The sequence below is a fragment of the Arsenophonus nasoniae genome, assembly GCF_004768525.1.
In the GTDB taxonomy this organism is placed as follows: Bacteria; Pseudomonadota; Gammaproteobacteria; order Enterobacterales; family Enterobacteriaceae; genus Arsenophonus; species Arsenophonus nasoniae.
In genome coordinates, this window is the sequence record NZ_CP038613.1 from 169,600 (window position 1) to 190,771 (window position 21,172).

20 protein-coding genes are annotated in these 21,172 nt (G+C 39.5%); 4 read left to right on the forward strand and 16 right to left on the reverse strand.

Going from position 1 to position 21,172, the window contains the following annotated elements; translation table 11 throughout:
• Window position 1: 1 nt before the first annotated feature.
• Genes yidD through rpmH form a run of 3 tightly spaced genes read right to left on the reverse strand, consistent with a single transcriptional unit; the run spans window position 2 to window position 742 of the window.
• Entirely contained in the window at window positions 2–262 is a 261-nt protein-coding gene (yidD, locus tag ArsFIN_RS00680) for a membrane protein insertion efficiency factor YidD (RefSeq protein WP_071846856.1), read from the reverse strand.
• Window positions 226–585, reverse strand: coding sequence for a ribonuclease P protein component (gene rnpA, locus ArsFIN_RS00685; protein WP_026822410.1), 360 nt, complete (start codon window positions 583–585; stop codon window positions 226–228). The genes yidD and rnpA overlap by 37 nt, the downstream gene beginning before the upstream one ends.
• A gap of 13 nt (window positions 586–598) precedes the next feature.
• On the reverse strand, window positions 599–742 hold the full coding sequence (gene rpmH, locus ArsFIN_RS00690; protein ID WP_004906236.1) for a 50S ribosomal protein L34: 144 nt from the start codon (window positions 740–742) through the stop codon (window positions 599–601).
• A gap of 686 nt (window positions 743–1,428) precedes the next feature.
• Here rpmH and dnaA point away from each other — a divergent pair.
• Genes dnaA through gyrB form a run of 4 tightly spaced genes read left to right on the forward strand, consistent with a single transcriptional unit; the run spans window position 1,429 to window position 7,460 of the window.
• Complete coding sequence (dnaA, locus tag ArsFIN_RS00695) at window positions 1,429–2,814, forward strand: chromosomal replication initiator protein DnaA (protein ID WP_026822411.1); 1,386 nt, start codon at window positions 1,429–1,431, stop codon at window positions 2,812–2,814.
• A 4-nt stretch (window positions 2,815–2,818) separates the two neighbouring features.
• Window positions 2,819–3,919 (forward strand): DNA polymerase III subunit beta, encoded by a 1,101-nt coding sequence (gene dnaN, locus ArsFIN_RS00700; protein WP_026822412.1) that lies wholly within the window; start codon window positions 2,819–2,821, stop codon window positions 3,917–3,919.
• Between the two features lie 12 nt (window positions 3,920–3,931).
• A complete protein-coding gene (recF, locus tag ArsFIN_RS00705) occupies window positions 3,932–5,020 on the forward strand; it encodes a DNA replication/repair protein RecF (protein WP_026822413.1) in 1,089 nt (362 codons plus the stop codon).
• Window positions 5,021–5,045: 25 nt separating this feature from the next.
• Window positions 5,046–7,460, forward strand: coding sequence for a DNA topoisomerase (ATP-hydrolyzing) subunit B (gyrB, locus tag ArsFIN_RS00710; RefSeq protein ID WP_026822414.1), 2,415 nt, complete (start codon window positions 5,046–5,048; stop codon window positions 7,458–7,460).
• A 71-nt stretch (window positions 7,461–7,531) separates the two neighbouring features.
• Here the strand turns inward: gyrB and asd are convergent, their stop codons facing one another.
• From asd to atpI, 13 genes are all read right to left on the reverse strand, one after another.
• Entirely contained in the window at window positions 7,532–8,635 is a 1,104-nt protein-coding gene (gene asd / locus ArsFIN_RS00715; RefSeq protein WP_026822415.1) for an aspartate-semialdehyde dehydrogenase, read from the reverse strand.
• A gap of 197 nt (window positions 8,636–8,832) precedes the next feature.
• Window positions 8,833–10,119 (reverse strand): glycoside hydrolase family 10 protein, encoded by a 1,287-nt coding sequence (locus tag ArsFIN_RS00720; RefSeq protein WP_026822416.1) that lies wholly within the window; start codon window positions 10,117–10,119, stop codon window positions 8,833–8,835.
• Window positions 10,120–10,401: 282 nt separating this feature from the next.
• Complete coding sequence (gene glmS / locus ArsFIN_RS00725) at window positions 10,402–12,234, reverse strand: glutamine--fructose-6-phosphate transaminase (isomerizing) (protein ID WP_026822417.1); 1,833 nt, start codon at window positions 12,232–12,234, stop codon at window positions 10,402–10,404.
• 148 nt (window positions 12,235–12,382) lie between these two features.
• Window positions 12,383–13,753: a bifunctional UDP-N-acetylglucosamine diphosphorylase/glucosamine-1-phosphate N-acetyltransferase GlmU gene (gene glmU, locus ArsFIN_RS00730; RefSeq protein ID WP_026822418.1), complete on the reverse strand. Its 1,371-nt coding sequence runs from the start codon at window positions 13,751–13,753 to the stop codon at window positions 12,383–12,385.
• A gap of 210 nt (window positions 13,754–13,963) precedes the next feature.
• Window positions 13,964–14,380 carry a F0F1 ATP synthase subunit epsilon gene (locus tag ArsFIN_RS00735; protein WP_026822419.1) on the reverse strand — a complete coding sequence of 139 codons (417 nt, stop codon included), beginning with the start codon at window positions 14,378–14,380 and terminating at the stop codon, window positions 13,964–13,966.
• Window positions 14,381–14,401: 21 nt separating this feature from the next.
• A complete protein-coding gene (atpD, locus tag ArsFIN_RS00740) occupies window positions 14,402–15,784 on the reverse strand; it encodes a F0F1 ATP synthase subunit beta (RefSeq protein ID WP_026822420.1) in 1,383 nt (460 codons plus the stop codon).
• 34 nt (window positions 15,785–15,818) lie between these two features.
• Window positions 15,819–16,682, reverse strand: coding sequence for a F0F1 ATP synthase subunit gamma (gene atpG / locus ArsFIN_RS00745; RefSeq protein WP_026822421.1), 864 nt, complete (start codon window positions 16,680–16,682; stop codon window positions 15,819–15,821).
• Window positions 16,683–16,731: 49 nt separating this feature from the next.
• A complete protein-coding gene (gene atpA / locus ArsFIN_RS00750) occupies window positions 16,732–18,273 on the reverse strand; it encodes a F0F1 ATP synthase subunit alpha (RefSeq protein ID WP_026822422.1) in 1,542 nt (513 codons plus the stop codon).
• Between the two features lie 14 nt (window positions 18,274–18,287).
• Window positions 18,288–18,821, reverse strand: a complete 534-nt coding sequence (gene atpH / locus ArsFIN_RS00755; protein ID WP_026822423.1) for a F0F1 ATP synthase subunit delta — start codon at window positions 18,819–18,821, stop codon at window positions 18,288–18,290.
• A 14-nt stretch (window positions 18,822–18,835) separates the two neighbouring features.
• Window positions 18,836–19,306 (reverse strand): F0F1 ATP synthase subunit B, encoded by a 471-nt coding sequence (gene atpF, locus ArsFIN_RS00760; protein WP_026822424.1) that lies wholly within the window; start codon window positions 19,304–19,306, stop codon window positions 18,836–18,838.
• 55 nt (window positions 19,307–19,361) lie between these two features.
• On the reverse strand, window positions 19,362–19,601 hold the full coding sequence (gene atpE, locus ArsFIN_RS00765) for a F0F1 ATP synthase subunit C (protein WP_000429386.1): 240 nt from the start codon (window positions 19,599–19,601) through the stop codon (window positions 19,362–19,364).
• 53 nt (window positions 19,602–19,654) lie between these two features.
• Window positions 19,655–20,479: a F0F1 ATP synthase subunit A gene (gene atpB, locus ArsFIN_RS00770; RefSeq protein ID WP_026822425.1), complete on the reverse strand. Its 825-nt coding sequence runs from the start codon at window positions 20,477–20,479 to the stop codon at window positions 19,655–19,657.
• 35 nt (window positions 20,480–20,514) lie between these two features.
• The gene (gene atpI, locus ArsFIN_RS00775) at window positions 20,515–20,889 is read right to left on the reverse strand and encodes a F0F1 ATP synthase subunit I (RefSeq protein ID WP_026822426.1); all 375 of its coding nucleotides are present in this window, start codon (window positions 20,887–20,889) and stop codon (window positions 20,515–20,517) included.
• Window positions 20,890–21,172: the final 283 nt, after the last annotated feature.

A 21,172-nucleotide genomic window follows, 5' to 3' on the forward strand; every position in this document is an offset into this window, starting at 1 on the left:
GTTAATGTTCTCTATTATGGTCATTCTGTCTAGGTGGAACGGGATCGTCACCACCTCTATGTAAAGGATGGCATTTTAATACGCGTTTCATCATTAACCAACCACCTTTTATCAATCCAAATCGATATAATACTTCGATCCCATATTGTGAGCAGGTAGGGTTGAAACGGCAGCGAGGCCCTAATAAAGGACTTATTATCAATTGATAACCTCTTATTATCGAGATTAAGAGCCGCGAGCCAAACGACAGTGACGACGCCATAATTTGCCTAATGTTTCGGTGATTTCTTGATTATTCAAATCAGCAACCCCCTTTCTTACTAATATCACAAAATCCATCGAAGGCAACTCATGCTGATGTAAACGAAAATATTCTCTCGTTAGTCGCTTAATGCGATTGCGTTCATGAGCGCGTTTAACATTTTTTTTTGCGATAGTAAGACCAATACGCGGGTACCCCAGCTCATTGAGGCGTCCAAGAATGGTTATTTCTGGAGAACTCGCCCGTTGTGGCTGTTGAAAGACATAATCAAAGTGCCTGGGAGTTAATAATCTTAACTCCCTAGGAAAAGCAAGCATAACCACTTCGATAGGGTTATTACTTTGAAGAAACGGTCAGACGAGCGCGGCCTTTAGCACGACGGCGAGCCAAAACCTGACGACCATTTTTAGTTGCCATACGAGCACGGAAACCGTGAGAACGATTACGTTTTAGTACGGACGGTTGAAAAGTGCGTTTCATAGCGGTTTCTACCTAACTTAACAAAATAGTTATTATTGATTCAGTAAATTCGTGGGTGACCAGTGGAACAAACAATACTGATATATCCAATCGTAACAACACCAATATAGTAAAGAGGCAGGATTGTAATAAAATATCTAGCATTACGCAATGCAGGAGACAAATTCGACGCTTTTCTCCATCATTAGCTACTATAAAACTTAAACTAATACCCTACTTTTCTTTCTTACCAAGTACTGCCAGAAAACTGGAAAAATGATGATATCACACACAAGGTGCAAAATTATACGGATTCTCATGGAAATCTCAAGGATCATTAAAAGATCAAAAATTATTTGGCTCAAGATAGAGACTAATTGCCAAGTTTGATCTAAAGTTATCTGTTACTAGGTGTTATGTATATCTAATATATGTGCTAGTATTCTTTTTGCTTCCTTACTTCATTTTATACATCTTAATCCTAAATTTAATCCTGTGGATAAAAAGTGCTAAAACTGTGTAAAAGAGTGAGGATCTTATTCAAATTTTGCGTTATGATCTATTATAGTGTACTAAGATCATAGCTTGTATAAGTTGATATCGTTTATCGCGCGAATTTTCGGTAAATCTTTTCTGAGGTATTAACAGTTTTTATTACCTATTAAATTTAATAATTTTCCATTGGTCTTGTTTTAGGGGAGTCCGTCGTGTCATTTTCACTTTGGCAGCAATGTCTTGCCCGATTGCAGGATGAGTTACCTGCCACAGAATTCAGTATGTGGATACGCCCTCTCCAGGCAGAATTGAGTGATAACACATTAGCACTCTATGCTCCTAACCGTTTCGTACTAGATTGGGTAAGAGATAAATACATCAATAATATTAATGAATTATTGAGTGATTTTTGTGGTTCTGATGTGCCTGCACTGAAATTCGAAGTGGGTAATAAACCGCAAATAACACCAAGCGGTGCTTCAACGCATACCGCTGCAAATAAAACCATTTCGACACCAATAAATTCAATAATACGGCCTAGTTGGGACAATACACAGGTTCAACCTGAAATCGCCTATCGTTCAAATGTGAACCCTAAGCACACATTCAATAACTTTGTCGAAGGTAAATCAAACCAACTTGCTCGTGCCGCTGCCAGCCAAGTAGCAGATAATCCTGGCGGAGCTTATAATCCACTTTTTCTTTATGGGGGCACAGGATTAGGTAAAACTCACCTGCTTCATGCAGTAGGTAATAACATCATGGCGCGCAAAGCGAATGCCAAAGTGGTTTATATGCATTCTGAGCGTTTTGTCCAAGATATGGTAAAGGCGTTACAAAATAATGCGATTGAAGATTTTAAACGTTATTATCGCTCGGTAGATGCATTATTAATTGATGACATTCAGTTTTTTGCTAATAAAGAGCGTTCTCAAGAAGAATTTTTCCATACCTTTAATGCTTTACTCGAAGGTAATCAGCAAATCATTCTGACTTCAGATCGCTACCCTAAAGAAATTAATGGGGTTGAAGATCGACTAAAATCTCGTTTTGGCTGGGGATTAACGGTTGCGATTGAACCACCAGAATTGGAAACACGGGTTGCTATTTTGATGAAAAAAGCCGACGAAAATCAGATCCAATTGCCTGATGAAGTCGCTTTTTTTATTGCTAAACGCTTGCGTTCAAACGTTCGAGAGCTGGAAGGGGCACTGAATCGAGTTATCGCCAATGCTAATTTTACCGGTCGTGCAATTACCATTGATTTTGTTCGCGAAGCATTACGCGACCTACTCGCATTACAAGAAAAACTTGTCACTATTGATAATATTCAAAAAACCGTTGCAGAATATTACAAAATTAAAGTTGCTGACTTGTTATCCAAGCGCCGTTCCCGTTCTGTGGCGCGTCCGAGGCAAATGGCAATGGCATTAGCAAAAGAGCTGACAAACCATAGTTTGCCCGAAATTGGGGATGCCTTTGGTGGACGCGATCATACAACCGTACTCCATGCTTGTAGAAAAATTGAGCAACTACGGGAGGAAAGTCACGACATTAAAGAGGATTTTTCTAACTTAATCAGAACATTATCATCCTAATGCTATGAAATTTACTATTGAACGTGAACAATTACTCAAACCACTGCAACAAGTCAGTGGTCCACTTGGTGGGCGGCCTACATTACCTATCTTAGGTAATTTATTACTGCAAGTGAGTGAAAATATACTTTCATTAACTGGTACCGATCTAGAAGTAGAAATGGTCGCAAAGGTAACACTAACACAACCAGGTGAAAGTGGTTCAATCACTGTACCCGCCCGTAAATTTTTCGATATTTGGCGTGGGTTACCCGATGGCGCAGAAATCAAGGTCACACTTGAAGGAGACCGTCTGCTTGTACGTTCTGGCCGCAGCCGTTTTTCGCTTTCTACTCTTCCTGCCGCTGATTTTCCCAACCTAGACGATTGGCAAAGTGAAGTCGAATTTGAACTGCCTCAAGCTACCTTAAAACGCCTAATTGAAGCTACCCAATTTTCAATGGCACATCAAGATGTGCGCTATTATCTTAATGGCATGCTATTTGAAACTGAAGGTCAAGAATTACGCACTGTTGCTACTGATGGCCATCGTTTAGCTGTTTGTTCACTCAATATTGATAAGGATTTACCAACCCATTCAGTGATTGTTCCTCGCAAAGGAGTGGTAGAATTTATGCGATTACTGGATAGTAGCGACGAGTCACTTAAGTTACAGATTGGTAGTAATAATATCCGAGCTCATGTTGGTGATTTTATTTTCACCTCCAAACTGGTTGATGGCCGTTTTCCTGATTACCGACGTGTTTTGCCCAAAAATCCGGATAAAACATTGACCGCGGATTGTGATAAACTAAAACAAGCATTTTCTCGAGCTGCGATTTTATCCAATGAAAAATTCCGCGGTGTTCGCCTTTATATAAGTGAAAATCAACTTAGAATTACCGCAAACAATCCAGAACAAGAAGAATCAGAAGAAATTGTTGATGTCAATTATCAAAGTCCGATGATAGAAATTGGTTTTAACGTCAGTTATATCCTCGATGTATTAAATACACTAAAATGCGAGCAGGTTAATTTATTGTTGACTGATTCAAATTCAAGCGTACAAATCGAAGACGCGGCCACTAACGCAGCAGCTTATGTTGTTATGCCTATGCGTCTATAATATTCAAATTCTATGATGCTTTCGCGTTTACTTATCCGCGACTTTCGTAATATTGAAAGTGCGGATCTATCATTAGCAACAGGTTTTAATTTTTTGATTGGTCCAAATGGCAGCGGAAAAACAAGTATTCTTGAAGCGATCTATACATTAGGGCACGGCAGGGCTTTTCGTAGCATTCAAGCTGCGCGTGTCATTCGACATGAACAAGATAATTTTATTTTACATGGTCGTCTTGTTCCTTTAGAGCCGGAATCGCGTGAACTGACTTTGGGGCTAAGTAAAGATCGTAATGGTGATAGTAAAGTTCGTATTAATGGTAGTGATGGACATAAAATTGCTGAATTAGCCAAATTATTACCGATGCAATTAATAACCCCTGAAGGTTTTACTTTATTAAATGGTGGCCCTAAATATCGTCGAGCTTTTCTTGACTGGGGATGTTTCCATAATGAACCTCAGTTTTTTGCTGCCTGGTCTGATTTAAAACGGCTATTAAAGCAACGTAATGCAGCATTGCGCCAAGCAACACGTTATAATGAGCTTAGTCATTGGGACTATGAACTGATCCCGCTGGCCCATAAAATAAGCGAATGGCGGGCCAATTATATTGCAGGTATTGCGAAAGATATTGAAAACACCTGTAAACAGTTCTTACCTGAATTTTCACTTAGCATCTCATATCAACGAGGATGGGATAAAGAAACTGATTATTCAGATATACTAGTAAGGCAATTTGAACGTGATCGAATGCTAACCTATACCGCATTAGGACCACACAAAGCTGACTTACGGCTCCGTGTAGGAGGAATTGCCGTTGAAGATATTTTATCCCGCGGGCAGTTAAAATTATTAATGTGCGCACTAAAATTAGCACAAGGTGAATATTTCACCCGACAGAGTGGGCAACGATGCTTATATCTATTAGACGATTTTGCTTCTGAGTTAGATAAGGATCGCCGTCAATTATTAGCCGAACGGCTTAAAGCGACACAAGCTCAGGTCTTTGTTAGCGCGATTACCATCGCGCAAGTTAAAGATATGTTAGATGGAAATAGTAGGATGTTTTGCGTAAAACATGGCAAAATAGAAGTTCAACCATAGGATCAGAAATTAGCGAGAAACGTTGATGTCGAATACATATGACTCCTCAAGTATCAAGGTATTAAAAGGGCTAGACGCGGTGCGTAAGCGCCCAGGCATGTATATCGGTGATACCGACGATGGTACAGGCCTTCATCACATGGTCTTCGAGGTTGTCGACAACGCTATCGACGAAGCCTTGGCAGGGTATTGTACCGATATTATTGTAACTATACATACCGATAACTCCATCTCTGTTCTCGATAATGGTCGTGGTATTCCAACCGATATTCATGAAGAAGAAGGGGTGTCTGCCGCAGAAGTCATCATGACGGTTCTCCATGCTGGAGGCAAATTTGATGATAATTCCTATAAAGTTTCGGGTGGCCTACATGGTGTTGGCGTTTCTGTCGTTAATGCCTTATCCGAAAAATTATCGTTGGTGATCCGCCGTGAAGGAAAGATCCATGAGCAGACTTATCAATTAGGTGTTCCGCAGGCACCTTTAACGATTGCCGGTGAAACTGAAGAGCGGGGAACTTATATTCGTTTCTGGCCAAGTTTGGAAACTTTCAAAACGGTTACCGAATTCGAATACGATATTTTGGCAAAACGGTTACGGGAGCTCTCTTTTCTCAATTCGGGCATCTCCATTCGTTTATTCGATAAACGTGATAATAAAGAAGACCATTTTCATTATGAAGGTGGAATTAAAGCTTTTGTCGAATACTTAAGCCGAAATAAAACCCCAATTCATCCCAGTGTTTTCTATTTTTCGGCTGAAAAAGAGGGTATTAATGTAGAAATATCCATGCAATGGAATGACGGCTTCCAGGAGAATGTTTATTGCTTTACCAATAATATTCCACAACGAGATGGAGGAACGCATCTGGTTGGTTTTCGTACCGCAATGACACGTACACTAAACAGTTATATGGATAAAGAAGGTTATCAGAAAAAAGCCAAAGTTAGTGCTACTGGTGATGATGCCCGTGAAGGTTTAATTGCCGTTGTGTCAGTTAAAGTTCCCGATCCAAAATTTTCTTCACAAACAAAAGATAAGCTGGTTTCTTCCGAAGTAAAAACCGTTGTTGAAACATTAATGAATGAAAAGCTGGTTGAATATCTATTAGAGAATCCTAATGACGCCAAAATCGTTGTTAGCAAAATTATTGATGCTGCCCGTGCCCGCGAGGCCGCCCGTAAAGCACGTGAAATGACTCGCCGCAAGGGTGCGCTGGATCTGGCCGGATTACCAGGCAAATTAGCAGACTGCCAGGAACGTGATCCGTCGTTATCAGAACTTTATTTAGTGGAGGGTGATTCCGCAGGCGGCTCTGCCAAACAGGGGCGTAACCGGAAAAATCAGGCAATTTTACCGTTAAAAGGTAAAATTCTTAATGTGGAAAAAGCCCGTTTCGATAAAATGCTCTCCTCACAGGAAGTCGCTACCTTAATAACTGCTTTAGGCTGTGGTATTGGACGCGATGAATATGATCCTGATAAATTACGTTATCATAGCATTATTATCATGACCGATGCCGATGTTGACGGCTCTCATATTCGGACATTGTTATTAACTTTCTTCTATCGTCAGATGCCAGAAATCATCGAGCGAGGCCATGTCTATATTGCGCAGCCACCTTTATATAAAGTGAAAAAAGGTAAGCAAGAACAATATATTAAAGACGATGAGGCGATGAACGAATATTTGATCTCAATTGCTTTAGACAATGCCGCACTCTATACCAGCCCTCATGCTCCGGCATTGAAAGGTGAGCCATTGGAGAAGTTAATCATTGAATACAATGCGGCGCAGAAAATTATCAAACGGTTAGAACGTGTCTATCCGCTGGCTTTATTAAATAATCTTATCTATCAACCTACTTTGGTAGAAGATGATTTGAAAGATAAAGCAAAAGTAGAAGATTGGATAAACATGTTAGTTAAACGCCTAACCGATAATGAAGAACATGGTAGTACTTATAGTTACCACATTAATGAAAATAGTGAGCGTCAATTATTTGAACCGGTTTTACGTATTAGAACCCATGGCGTTGATACCGATTACAATCTAGATTTCGATTTTATTCATGGTATTGAATATACTCGCATTACTAAAATAGGTCAGCTAATAGGCGATCTAATTGAGGATGGTGCCTATGTGGAAAGAGGTGAGCGTCGCCAGACTATTTCTTCCTTTGAAGATGCATTAAACTGGTTATCAAAAGAATCACGCCGTGGCTTGATGGTGCAACGCTATAAGGGATTGGGCGAAATGAATCCAGAGCAATTATGGGAAACAACGATGAACCCAGATACCCGCCACATGATGCGTGTTACCGTTAAAGATGCAATCGCAACTGACCAACTGTTTACCACCCTAATGGGTGATGCGGTTGAGCCACGTAGAGCTTTCATTGAAGAAAACGCATTAAAAGCCGAAAATATCGACATTTAATTTTTAAATAACAAAACAAAAAGCCCCATGCCTAATTTGGGGCTTTTTATTAAATCAAGCTATCTAATATTTTATAATATTTTTAACATACGGCGTAAAGGCTCGGCTGCTCCCCATAATAGCTGATCACCAACCGTAAAAGCGGTTAAATATTCTGGCCCCATAGTTAATTTCCGCAAACGCCCTATCGGAACATTTAGGGTTCCAGTCACTGCCGCCGGTGTTAACTGTTGAATGGTTAATTCTCGTTCATTAGGAACAATGCGAACCCATTCATTATGGGCAGCCAAAATTTGCTCAACATCAGCAATAGCCACATTTTTTTTCAATTTTAAGGTAAATGCCTGGCTATGGCAGCGCAATGCGCCAATACGAACACATAAACCATCGACAGGAATAATATGACTAACACTATTTAAAATTTTGTTAGTTTCCGCCTGCCCTTTCCATTCCTCCCGGCTTTGACCATTAGGCAGTTGTTTATCTATCCAGGGGATCAAACTACCGGCTAATGGCACACCAAAGGCTTCTGTGCTCATTTTTCCGCTACGCGTGAAGTCAGTGACTTTTTTCTCGATCGATAAAATCGCCGCCGCCGGATTTTGCAGTTCATCAGCAACCTGTGCATGTAACTCACCCATTTGCAGTAATAATTCACGCATATTACGCGCACCTGCACCAGAAGCCGCCTGATAGGTTGCGACCGAAACCCACTCAATCAAGTTTTCAGCAAATAAACCAGCTAATGCCATTAGCATTAAACTGACCGTGCAATTACCACCAACAAAGGTTTTTATCCCTTCATTTAAACCTCTATCAATATGCTGGCGATTAACGGGATCAAGAATAATAATGCTCTCCTCTTCCATCCGTAACGAAGATGCGGCATCTATCCAATAACCTGTCCAACCAATAGCACGTAGTTTAGGGTAAATTTGCTCGGTATAGTCGCCCCCTTGACAGCTAATTATTACCTCTAATTCCTTCAGCCCATCAAGATCAAAAGCATCTTGTAGTGTTCCTTGATGTTGACCATATTTTGGCGCCAGCTCACCATGCTGAGAGGTGGTAAAAAAAACAGGATTGATATTATCAAAATCACCCTCTTCAGCCATTCGTTGCAACAACACAGAACCAACCATTCCTCGCCAGCCAATAAATCCAACATTTTTCATTCTTTTTATATCCAATCTGAACGTTGAAGCTCAAGTAAAATTATCGTCATTTATAAACAATAATCGCAAATTGAAATCATTTTCGCCATTTATTAACACTAATTATTTAATAAATAAAAATCTATTTATAACTGATAAAAAAACACCCCGTATTAAGGGTGTTTTGCTTAAAATAACGGTAAATAACTTTACTACGCTTATGGATGCCAACCAGATTTAAGATATTTTACTGCCTCTTCAGTTTGCGGAGAAGACTGGAGTAGTCCCTCTCTAAATAGGATCTCGCCTTTAATTTCAGGTAATTGATCGTTTAGATCGAGTTGTCTTTTTAGTTCCGGGACACCGCCGTCAAGAGACCAATCTGGCTCTGCCTGAGATGGCACACCAACTTTATATAACGCCATTCCAATATACAATTTAGTGTTAGTCGATCTCACCACATCAGCCCACCATCTTGCAATCACATCATATCGCACAATTTCGCGGGCAAAAGGCCAGTAAATCTGTGGGGCGATATAATCTAATAAACCTTCTTTTACCCATAGTCGGGTATCGGCATAGGCTTTGTCGTAAGTAGGCCCACCCGCCTTAGTATCAGAGCCGCGTGGATCATCTGCAATATTTCGCCAAACACCGCCAGGACTGATACCAAATTCAATATTGGGTTTTAACGCACGAATTGTTGAAGAAACCTCTCGAATCAACAACAAAGTGTTATTTCTTCGCCAACTGGCTTTATCTAAAAATCCCTGACCATATCGTTGAAATGTTGCATCATCATTAATTTTGGAGGAAGGTGTTTCATAATAGAAATAATCATCAAACTGAATTCCATCAATATCATAGTTTCTAACTATTTCAGCCACAATACTGGTGATCCAATTACGAACCTCTGGTAAGCCTGGATCAAGCACAAAACGGTCGTAGGCAGTACGTATCCAATCTTTATGTAAAACATAAACACTAGCAGGCGGAGAAGAAAGTGTCTTTTTCAGTGAAGCAATAGTTTCTGGCTGCGTATCCATTGAAACACGGTAGGGATTTAACCAAGCATGTATTTTTAAATTTCTTTTATGTGCTTCAGCAATAATAAACGCTAACGGATCATAACCTGGGTCTTTACCGACTACGCCTGTAAGCATGTCAGACCAAGGAAGAATGTGAGAATGATAAAGCGCTGTACCATCGGGTTTGACCTGAAAAAAAATGGTGTTAATGCCTATTTTTACCAAATTATCTAGTTTATCGATTAGCTCTTTTTTCTGTACTTCAATTCTACGCTGATCTGAATCAAGGTTAACCGATGAAAGGGAGGGCCAATCAAGGCGAGATACGGTCGTTAACCACACACCACGTACGGGTATCTCTGCTTTAATTGTTGTTTTCTGCTCATCCGCGACTTTTTTATTATTACAACCAACGACTAAAAACAAGCAAAATAACGAAGTAATAAACCACCTTATCCCCTTTAATCGCAATCGCATCCTTCATTCCTTATTTTGTTATCGTTCAGAGCTCGATAAATTGTGAGTATTGTTTAATTGATGGTATTATATTAATGACCTTATTAAATATAAAAATATTTATTTTCGGTAATCAATAATCAAATTAACTTAATAATAATATTTTAGCTTGCTATTTTTTAATCTTATAAAAAAATACGCTAGAGCAAAGCGCATTTTTCAGTATAAAAATAGGTAACAAAATGTAAAAAAGCTATCTCAGACTATTCTATACAATAATTTATGAGGATAGCCTAACCCAACTCACTCAACAGTCACAGATTTAGCTAAATTTCTTGGTTGATCCACATCGGTACCTTTGATTAAGGCTACATAATAAGATAATAATTGCAGTGGAATGGTGTAAAAAATCGGGGCAATTAACTCTTCAACATGGGGTAATGGGATAATTTTCATATTTTCACTGTCAATAAAACCGGCGTCTTTATCAGCAAAAACATAAAGTGATCCTCCTCGGGCACGAACTTCTTCTATGTTTGATTTAAGCTTTTCCAATAATTCATTATTCGGCGCAATAATAATCACGGGCATATCGGCATCAATCAAGGCTAATGGGCCATGTTTCAACTCACCAGCTGCGTAGGCTTCGGCGTGAATATAAGAAATCTCTTTTAGCTTTAACGCACCTTCAACCGCTATCGGAAATTGATCACCACGCCCCAGAAAAAGAGCATGATTTTTATCTGAAAAATCTTCTGCTAAAACTTCAATCATTTTTTCTTGCGATAACATACTGTCAATACGAGCAGGTAGGGCATGTAATGCCTGAACGATGTCTCGCTCAAGGGCAATATCTTTATCTTTCAAGCGGCTCAGATAAGCAACCAACAATAATAAAACTGTCAATTGGGTGGTAAATGCTTTGGTGGATGCTACACCAATTTCTGCGCCGGCTTTTGTCATTAATGCAAAATCTGATTCACGAACCAAAGAAGAACCGAAAACATTACATATGGCCAATGATGCCAGATAACCAAGCTCTTTCGATAATCTTAATGCCGCTAAAGTATCGGCGGTTTCACCCGATTGAGAAAGGGTGATCAATAAACTATTTTTCCGCCGGGCCGGTTTGCGATAACGGAATTCAGAAGCAATTTCTACATCACAAGGTATCCCGGCTAAAGATTCAAACCAGTAACGGGCAACCATTCCAGCATTGTATGAAGTCCCACAAGCAACAATTTGAATATGTTCAACCTGAGATAATAGATTTTGGGCTTTTTTATCTAATTCGGTAAAAATAACTCTATCCTGCTGATCAAAGCGACCTTCCAAGGTATTTTTTATTGCTAAGGGCTGCTCATAGATCTCTTTTTGCATATAGTGGCGATAAATTCCTTTATCTCCAGCATCATATTGAACATTAGATTCTATTGACTCTCGTTCAACTTCTATGCCTTGCTGATCAAAAATTCGCACTGTTCGACGAGTCACTTCAGCAATATCACCTTCCTCTAAATAGATAAAGCGACGTGTAACCGGCAAAAGGGCTAATTGATCAGATGCAAGAAAATTTTCACCAACACCTAAACCTATAATTAAAGGGCTACCCGAACGCGCAGCCACCAGTAATCCAGGAGTACGGCTATCCATAATGACGGTACCATAAGCGCCCTTTAACTGGGGTATAACACGCTGTACCACTTCAAGCAAAGTGCCACCCTTTTGTAATTCCCAATGCGTTAAATGCGCGATAACTTCAGTATCAGTTTCTGAAGTAAAAACATATTTTTGTTTTTTAAGTTGTTCACGCAGTTCTTGATAATTCTCAATAATTCCATTGTGAACAACCGCAATATATTCCGATGTATGCGGATGGGCATTTTTTTTGCTTGGCTGACCATGAGTGGCCCAACGTGTATGCGCAATACCTGTGCCACCAATGACAGCATGTTTTTCTACTTCATCAGCCAGGATCTGAACTTTACCCGTTTCACGTAATCGTGTCAGATTGGCTTTATCATCAACCACGGCTATACCGGCAGAGTCATAACCTCGGTACTCCAGTCGACGAAGCCCTTCAATAAGAATTTCAGCTATATCACGTTGTGCTACTGCACCAACTATTCCACACATCAATTTTCATTCCAAAATAGAGGAGCATATTGCTCTTATGCTGCCGTAACCTGATTAATAAATTCGGTTTTTACCGTTCCCAGAGCCTGTAGATATTGGGTTTATTCTTTATAAAATAGATGATCAATCGTCATTATTTCTTTTGTGGCTATTTTTTCTTTACTGGGCGTTGCCAATTGAGAATATGCCGCTGTTTGATACGACTAATAACGAGTTCATTTTCTTTAACATCGTTAGTTAAAGTCGTTCCTGCTCCAATAGTTGCCCCATCAGCAATGGTAACCGGGGCAATTAATTGCGTATCAGATCCAACGAAAACATTATCACCAATAGTGGTTTTAAATTTATTAGCCCCATCATAATTGCAAGTTATTGTTCCTGCGCCAATATTAACATCAGCACCAATTTCAGCATCACCTAAATAACTTAAATGGCCAGCCTTAGAGCCCACACCTAAAGCGGCGTTTTTAACCTCAACAAAATTACCAACATGCACTTTATCTGCTAGCCTAGTTCCCGGACGTAAACGAGCAAAAGGGCCAACAGTACAGGCGGTAGATAATTCTGCGCCTTCTATAACTGAGTAAGGGCTAATAATTGAATTATCATTGATAATACAATTTCTTAATATACAACCGGCATGAATATGTACATTATTACCCAGTACAACGTCCCCTTCAATAATAACATTAGTATCGATAATTACATTACGCCCGTGCTTTAATGTCCCACGCAAATCAAAACGAGCCGGATCAATAACCATAACACCCGCTAATAACAACCTTTCTGCTTGTTCTTGTTGATAAATACGTTCAAGCGCTGAAAGCTGTAAACAGTTATTCACTCCTTCCATTTCACTCAATTTCTTAGGATGAACAGCATTTATTTTACAACCTTCTTCATGCGCCAATGAAATAATATCGGTTACATAATATTCGTTTTGCGCATTGTTATTATTAAGTTTTTTCAGCCATCGCTTTAAATCACTACCATTAGCAACTAATATACCAGTATTAATTTCGTTAATTTTAGCTTGTTCTTCTGTTGCATCTTTTTGTTCAACAATACCAACTATTTGGCCTCTTTCACGAATAATACGTCCATAACCTGTCGGTTCATTAACGATTGCCGTCAATAAACCTATTCCGCCATCGGGCTTAGCGGCTATTAATCGTTCAAGTGTTTCTTTTGTGATCAGGGGAGAATCACCGTAAAGCATGAGGATATCTTCATTATCAGCAAAATATGGTGCTGCTTGCTGCATTGCATGCCCTGTTCCTAACTGTTCTGCCTGTAAGATCCAATTAACAGGTTGATTAGCTAAAGCTAATTTAATTAAATCAGCTCCATGGCCATAAACTAAATGAATATTAGCTGCCCCAAGTGATAATGACGTGTCGATAACATGCTGCACCATTGGTTTGCCAGCCAGTGGATGTAAAACTTTTGGTAAGTCAGAATACATGCGGGTACCTTTCCCCGCCGCGAGAATCACAACACTTTTTGCGTTCATAGACATAAAAACCTAATAACTCCATCAGTTAGGTAAAAGTAAAACTATTTATTAAGCAAATTACTACATATTTCGTTCAAATAAAAAAGCTTACTATCTATATAAAAGAAAAGGAGCGAAACATAAATAAATTGTCTCACTCCCTGTATTTACCTAATTTTTATAAAAATAGTTGTCTTTCTACAGCTATTCTTTTAATAATTTCTTAGGATTATATTATTTTTTCATCAGCTCGATGACACGTAATTTAGCAATTGCTTTCGCTAATTCAGCCGATGCTTGAGCGTAATCGACATCCGCATGTGCTTTACGAATATGCTCTTCCGCTTTACGTTTAGATTCTAATGCCTTAGCTTCATCTAAATCCTTACCACGGATCGCTGTATCAGCCAATACAATAACACCATTTGGTTGAACTTCAAGAATACCACCAGAAAGATAGATCAATTCTTCTTCGCCAAACTGTTTAGTAATACGTATCATACCAGGCTTAATGGCAGTTAACAGCGGCGTATGTTGTGGATAAATCCCCAACTCCCCTTCGCTGCCTGTCACCTGGATTTTCTGGACAAGGCCGTCAAACATCTGCTTTTCAGCGCTTACCACAACCAGATGGTATGTCATTGCAGCCATATCAACCTCCCACCAGCGACATTATAAATTTTTCGCTTTTTCTATCGCTTCTTCGATAGTACCTACCATATAAAACGCTTGTTCAGGCAGATGATCATAATCACCATTCAAAATACCTTTAAAGCCATGGATAGTATCTTTTAAAGAAACAAATTTTCCCGGTGAACCGGTGAAAACTTCCGCCACAAAGAATGGCTGAGACAGGAAGCGTTGAATTTTACGAGCACGTGCAACAACCAACTTATCTTCTTCAGACAACTCATCCATTCCCAGAATAGCAATGATATCTTTCAATTCTTGATAACGCTGTAAAATAGACTGAACACCACGTGCTACGTCGTAATGCTCTTGCCCTACAACCAATGGGTCAAGCTGCCGACTAGTTGAGTCCAATGGATCAACCGCAGGATAAATACCTAATGAGGCAATTTGACGACTAAGAACGACCGTTGCATCCAAATGAGCAAAAGTCGTTGCTGGTGAAGGATCGGTCAAATCATCGGCAGGAACATAAACTGCTTGAACAGACGTAATGGAACCCGCTTTAGTTGATGTAATTCGCTCCTGTAATACCCCCATCTCTTCCGCTAAGGTCGGTTGATAACCTACTGCCGAAGGCATACGGCCTAGCAAGGCCGACACCTCTGTTCCTGCTAATGTATAGCGATAGATGTTGTCGATAAATAACAAGACATCCCGTCCTTCATCACGAAACTTCTCAGCAATCGTCAATCCCGTTAACGCAACACGTAGACGGTTTCCAGGTGGTTCATTCATCTGACCATAAACCAGAGAAACTTTATCCAATACATTTGAGTCTGTCATTTCGTGATAGAAATCATTACCTTCACGAGTCCGCTCGCCAACACCGGCAAAAACAGAATAACCGGAATGCTCAATCGCAATATTACGAATAAGTTCCATCATGTTTACTGTTTTACCAACACCAGCTCCACCAAATAATCCTACTTTACCCCCTTTAGCAAATGGGCAAATAAGATCCATTACTTTGATACCGGTTTCGAGTAATTCTGTTGAATTAGATAAATCTTCATAACTGGGAGCGGCACGATGAATAGCCCAACGTTCTTCTTCACCTATCTCACCTTTCATATCGATAGGATCACCTAGCACATTCATGATGCGCCCCAAGGTCGCTTTACCGACAGGCACTTCAATTGGGTGAGCTAAATCAACAACGTCTAAACCACGTTTTAAACCATCAGAAGTCCCCATCGCAATGCAACGAACGACACCGCCACCTAATTGCTGCTGAACTTCTAAAATTAGTTTTTCTTTACCATTTATTACCTCAAGCGCGTCGTACACTTTAGGTACCGCATCTTGAGGAAATTCGACATCCACTACGGCGCCGATTACCTGGATAATCTTTCCAGTAGCCATCTTGAATCCTCTACGTAATTCGTAAACCTAACCATCAAACTGCGGCAGCCCCCGAAACGATTTCGGTAAGTTCCTGAGTAATGCTGGCTTGACGAGCCTTATTGTAAATCAACTGCAACTCCTTGATCAGGTTACCACCATTATCAGTAGCCGCTTTCATTGCTACCATTCGAGCAGCCTGTTCACTAGCTAAGTTTTCAACAACGCTCTGATAAACCTGTGATTCGATATAACGACGCAGCAGGGTATCAAGTAGTATCTTAGGATCTGGTTCATATAAATAATCCCAAGATTTCTTTTTCAATGTTTCATCATCACCCGCAGGTAGAGGCAATAATTGAGTAATCGTTGGTATTTGAGTCATGGTATTAACAAATTTGTTAGTTACCACATACAACTTATCTAGACGCCCTTCATCATATGCTTCTAACATAATTTTCACGGGTCCGATAAGATCAGACAGAGAAGGATCATCTCCCATTCCGGTTACCTGAGCAACAATATTACCCCCAACCGAATTAAAGAATGAAACTGCTTTAGAACCAATTAATGCCAGATCAACCTGAACACCCTTATCAGTCCATATTTTCATTTCTGTTAGCAATTTTTTAAATAAATTAATATTTAAACCACCACATAAACCCCGATCAGTTGAAACAATTAAATAACCAATACGTTTAACATCACGTTCTTTAAGATATGGATGTTTATATTCCAGATTACCTAATGCTAAGTGGCCAATTACACTACACATAGTTTCTGCATAAGGACGACTAGCTGCCATACGATCTTGTGTTTTTCGCATTTTGGATGCAGCGACCATCTCCATCGCTTTAGTAATCTTTTGTGTGTTTTGTACACTACCGATCTTAGAACGTATCTCTTTTGCGCCCGCCATTTCAGCTCCTCCTTATTAACCAAACGGTCTCAATAAAGGCCGAATAGAATTACCAGGATTGAGTTGCTTTAAAAGAATCGAGCAAGGCATTTAACTTGGCTTCGATTTCATCGTTATATTTACCTGTCTGATCAATTTCTTTCAGCAAGATAGAATGCTCACGAGTAGCATAAGCCAGCAGTGACGTCTCAAAATCACCAATTTTTGCTAGTTCAACATCATCCAGATAACCACGTTCAGCAGCAAATAAAGATAAAGCCTGTTGTGCAACTGACATTGGTGCATACTGTTTTTGTTTCAACAATTCGGTAACTTTCTGTCCATGATTAAGCTGTTTACGGGTCGCATCATCTAAATCAGAAGCAAATTGTGAAAATGCAGCTAACTCGCGATATTGTGCCAACGCGGTACGAATGCCACCAGATAATTTTTTGATAATTTTAGTCTGAGCCGCGCCACCTACACGTGATACTGAGATTCCTGGGTTAACTGCCGGGCGAATCCCCGCATTAAATAAGTTAGACTCCAAGAAAATTTGTCCATCGGTGATTGAAATTACATTTGTAGGTACGAATGCTGAAACATCACCTGCTTGCGTTTCAATAATCGGTAATGCCGTTAATGAACCGGTTTTACCTTTGATTTCACCATTAGTAAATTTTTCAACGTATTCAGCATTAACACGCGCAGCACGCTCGAGTAAACGAGAATGGAGATAAAAAACATCACCCGGGTAAGCTTCACGTCCAGGAGGACGTCGTAGCAATAGCGAAATTTGTCGATAAGCAACCGCTTGCTTGGAGAGATCATCATAAATAATTAATGCATCCTCACCACGATCTCTAAAATATTCACCCATTGCACAGCCAGCATATGGCGCAAGGTATTGTAATGCCGCAGATTCAGAAGCAGTAGCAACAACAACTATCGTATTCTCGAGTGCACCGTGCTCTTCGAGTTTGCGTACCACATTAGCAATAGTTGACGCTTTTTGCCCAATTGCTACATAAATACATTTTATTTCTGAATCACGCTGATTAATAATGGCATCAACAGCTAATGCCGTTTTACCGGTTTGGCGATCACCAATGATTAATTCACGTTGACCACGTCCAATAGGGATCATAGCATCAACCGATTTGTATCCTGTTTGTACAGGTTGATCAACCGATTGACGATCAATAACGCCAGGTGCAATAACTTCAACGGCAGAGAACCCATCATGCTCAACAGGCCCTTTACCATCAATAGGCTCACCCAGCGTATTAACAACGCGCCCAAGTAATCCTCTACCTACAGGGACTTCAAGAATACGACCTGTACACTTGACTTTCATACCTTCTGCTAAGTCAGCATAAGGTCCCATGACTACGGCACCAACTGAGTCACGCTCTAAATTGAGTGCAATAGCATAACGATTACCAGGTAATGCGATCATTTCACCTTGCATAACTTCAGCTAAACCGTGAATGCGGATGATCCCATCATTAACAGAAACAATTGTACCTTCATTGTGAGCTTCACTCACTACATCAAACTGAGCAATACGTTGCTTGATCAGTTCACTGATTTCGGTGGAATTCAGTTGCATATGCTCCAATCCCCTTAAGACTGCAAGACGTCAGTTAAACGCTCAATACGACCACGCACGCTACCATCAATAACCAGGTCTCCGGCGCGGATAATAACTCCTGCGATAACAGACTTATCAATTTTGCAATTCAGCTTAACTTTACGTGACAGACGTTTTTCCATCGCTGCAGAAATTTTAAATTGCTGTTTTTCATTTAGCTCAGTGGCAGAAATGACGTCAATATCAACGGTTGACTCCAGAAAAGCGCGTAATTGTATGAATTGCTTCAAAACCTCTGGTAACGTACTTAGACGCCCGTTTTCAGCCATAATGCGAATTAGATTTCGAACATGTTCATCGATTTCATCACCACAAATAGTGATAAATGTTTTCGCTAATGTTTCTGGCGCTATTGAACCAGAAAGCAGCTCACCTATTTGTTGATTACGGGTTGCTTCAGCAATAAAACTAAGCATATTTTGCCATTTATCAACAAGTTGGTTTTCTGCAGCAAAATCAAAAGCTGCTTTGGCATAGGGGCGAGCAACCGTAGTAATTTCAGACATGCCCCTTTCCTCCTTTACAGTTCGTTGACCAATTTATCAACGATGTCGCTATTAGCAGCTACATCAACGGAACGCTCAATTATTTTTTCTGCACCTGAAATTGCTAACATAGCAACTTGTTTACGCAATTCTTCACGAGCACGCTTACGCTCAGCATCAATTTCAATTTGCGCCTGAGTAACGATCTTGTTACGTTCAATTTCAGCCTCTGCTTTAGCCTCTTCAATCATTTGAACACGTTGCTTATTGGCTTGTTCAATAATGATTTGTGCTTCTGCTTTTGCTTTTCTCAGTCGTTCGGTCGCATCAGCTTTTGCCAAGTCCAAGTTTTTTTTAGCTCGCTCTGCAGAAGATAAACCATCAGCAATTTCTTTTTGACGTTTTTCAATCGCCGCCATAATTGGTGGCCATACATACTTCATACAAAACAAAACAAACAGGACAAATGCAATAGCCTGGCCGAGGATTGTCGCATTAAGATTCATCGCACAATACCTCTTTAAAAATTAACATATTAATGTTCCCATTTAGCTTGCATTATCAAGCAACTGCGAACATCACATATAGTCCTAGACCAACAGCAATCATCGGAATGGCATCAACTAAGCCCATAACAATAAAGAACTGCGTACGTAATAGAGGAATCAAATCTGGCTGACGAGCAGCACCTTCTAAGAATTTCCCCCCCAGGATGCCAATACCAATTGCAGCACCAATCGCTGCTAATCCCATCATTACAGCGGCAGCCATGTACAGCAGATCCATATTTAGGTTTTCCATGACAGTCTCCAGTTTGTTTCAGTTAAATAAAAAAATTTATTAGTAAGTTGAAATTAATGTTCTTCTGACGCCATCGATAAATAAACGATCGTTAGAACCATAAAAATAAAAGCTTGCAATGTAATAATCAGTATATGGAAAATTGCCCAAGGTAGGTTAAGTATCCACTGTGACCACCAAGGCAACAAAGCTGCAATAAGAATGAAGATCAATTCACCTGCATACATATTACCGAACAACCGTAAACCTAGTGATACCGGTTTAGACAGCAGGCTAACACCTTCTAAAATCAAATTGATAGGAATGAAAATAGGATGATTGAATGGTTGTAAAGTTAACTCTTTCGTAAATCCACTTAATCCTTTCATTTTGATACTGTAGAAAATGATCAAGATAAATACACCAATCGCCATTGACATAGTAATGCTTACATCCGCAGTTGGAACAACACGCAATGCAGGCAAACCTAAGTAGTGTTCTCCGATATAAGGAAGTAAATCGATTGGCAACAAATCCATGGTATTCATTAATAATACCCAAACAAACACCGTCAAAGCTAAAGGTGCAATGACTTTGCTCTTACCATGATACATATCACGAACAGTATTATCGACAAAACCGATGACCATTTCTATTGCAGTTTGGAATTTACCAGGTACGCCACTGGTTGCATTAACGGCAATTTTTCTAAAGAGCCACAAGAAAATAATTCCAAGGACAACTGAGAAAAAAAGCGAGTCAATATTTAACGTCCAAAATGTTGGATCATTGTTGTTATGGGGATCAACTAATTTGAAGGTACGCAGGTCCAACTGAAGATTATTTAGATGGTGTCCTATGTAACTTCCCGCAGTCATCACTTCTCCTGATGCAGACATGATGTCTTTACCCTTTTGTTGTTAAAAAATGCTCACTATCTAATTACAGCTGGTGTAATGATGTGAATAGTCAACATAGCTAAATAGGTCAAACCTAATGGCAAAAATGCTGCTTTAAATATACCCAAAGCAATTACCAATACAGTTATTGTTATAATAACTTTGACTCCCTCACCAATGGTAAAAAACCATGCAATGTGAATAGGAACATCTTTTTTCACTGCCTTTTGATAACGTATTAACAGCATAAATAAAGCATTAGATAACCAACATGCGAACCCGCCCGCAAAAGCAGATAAGCCCCATTCTACACTATTCATGTAGAAAGCTATACTCAGGATTACAAGCGCCATTAACTGAAATAACAACAGTTTTAAAGCAATTTTACCGTTGTAGAAGGATACAGACATGACTCTTAATATTTTCTCCCAGTATTTTGCATCTTAAATTGCAGAGTGCGTATAAAACTGCCTTTGCTCAAGAGTGTCAAGAGACAAAAACCTGCAAATTATACGACCCAAAAAAATGAATTCAATCTATAAGTAGCGAAAACGTGAACAAATATTTAAATTTTTCGATGCAACACGAAAATAAACAAATTTAAGTCAATTTAATTACCATTATTTAATTATATTAATTTTTAAAATATGATCTTTATCACATTTTAATGTGGTAAATTATTTACTTAAAAAG

Excerpts from the sequence above, each read along its gene's own strand:
- yidD (WP_071846856.1), bottom strand. The coding sequence starts at position 262 with ATGGCGTCGTCACTGTCGTTTGGCTCGCGGCTCTTAATCTCGATAATA.
- rpmH (WP_004906236.1), bottom strand. The coding sequence starts at position 742 with ATGAAACGCACTTTTCAACCGTCCGTACTAAAACGTAATCGTTCTCAC.
- dnaN (WP_026822412.1), top strand. The coding sequence starts at position 2,819 with ATGAAATTTACTATTGAACGTGAACAATTACTCAAACCACTGCAACAA.
- recF (WP_026822413.1), top strand. The coding sequence starts at position 3,932 with ATGATGCTTTCGCGTTTACTTATCCGCGACTTTCGTAATATTGAAAGT.
- gyrB (WP_026822414.1), top strand. The coding sequence starts at position 5,046 with ATGTCGAATACATATGACTCCTCAAGTATCAAGGTATTAAAAGGGCTA.
- asd (WP_026822415.1), bottom strand. The coding sequence starts at position 8,635 with ATGAAAAATGTTGGATTTATTGGCTGGCGAGGAATGGTTGGTTCTGTG.
- ArsFIN_RS00720 (WP_026822416.1), bottom strand. The coding sequence starts at position 10,119 with ATGCGATTGCGATTAAAGGGGATAAGGTGGTTTATTACTTCGTTATTT.
- glmS (WP_026822417.1), bottom strand. The coding sequence starts at position 12,234 with ATGTGTGGAATAGTTGGTGCAGTAGCACAACGTGATATAGCTGAAATT.
- glmU (WP_026822418.1), bottom strand. The coding sequence starts at position 13,753 with ATGTCTATGAACGCAAAAAGTGTTGTGATTCTCGCGGCGGGGAAAGGT.
- ArsFIN_RS00735 (WP_026822419.1), bottom strand. The coding sequence starts at position 14,380 with ATGGCTGCAATGACATACCATCTGGTTGTGGTAAGCGCTGAAAAGCAG.
- atpD (WP_026822420.1), bottom strand. The coding sequence starts at position 15,784 with ATGGCTACTGGAAAGATTATCCAGGTAATCGGCGCCGTAGTGGATGTC.
- atpG (WP_026822421.1), bottom strand. The coding sequence starts at position 16,682 with ATGGCGGGCGCAAAAGAGATACGTTCTAAGATCGGTAGTGTACAAAAC.
- atpA (WP_026822422.1), bottom strand. The coding sequence starts at position 18,273 with ATGCAACTGAATTCCACCGAAATCAGTGAACTGATCAAGCAACGTATT.
- atpH (WP_026822423.1), bottom strand. The coding sequence starts at position 18,821 with ATGTCTGAAATTACTACGGTTGCTCGCCCCTATGCCAAAGCAGCTTTT.
- atpF (WP_026822424.1), bottom strand. The coding sequence starts at position 19,306 with ATGAATCTTAATGCGACAATCCTCGGCCAGGCTATTGCATTTGTCCTG.
- atpE (WP_000429386.1), bottom strand. The coding sequence starts at position 19,601 with ATGGAAAACCTAAATATGGATCTGCTGTACATGGCTGCCGCTGTAATG.
- atpB (WP_026822425.1), bottom strand. The coding sequence starts at position 20,479 with ATGTCTGCATCAGGAGAAGTGATGACTGCGGGAAGTTACATAGGACAC.
- atpI (WP_026822426.1), bottom strand. The coding sequence starts at position 20,889 with ATGTCTGTATCCTTCTACAACGGTAAAATTGCTTTAAAACTGTTGTTA.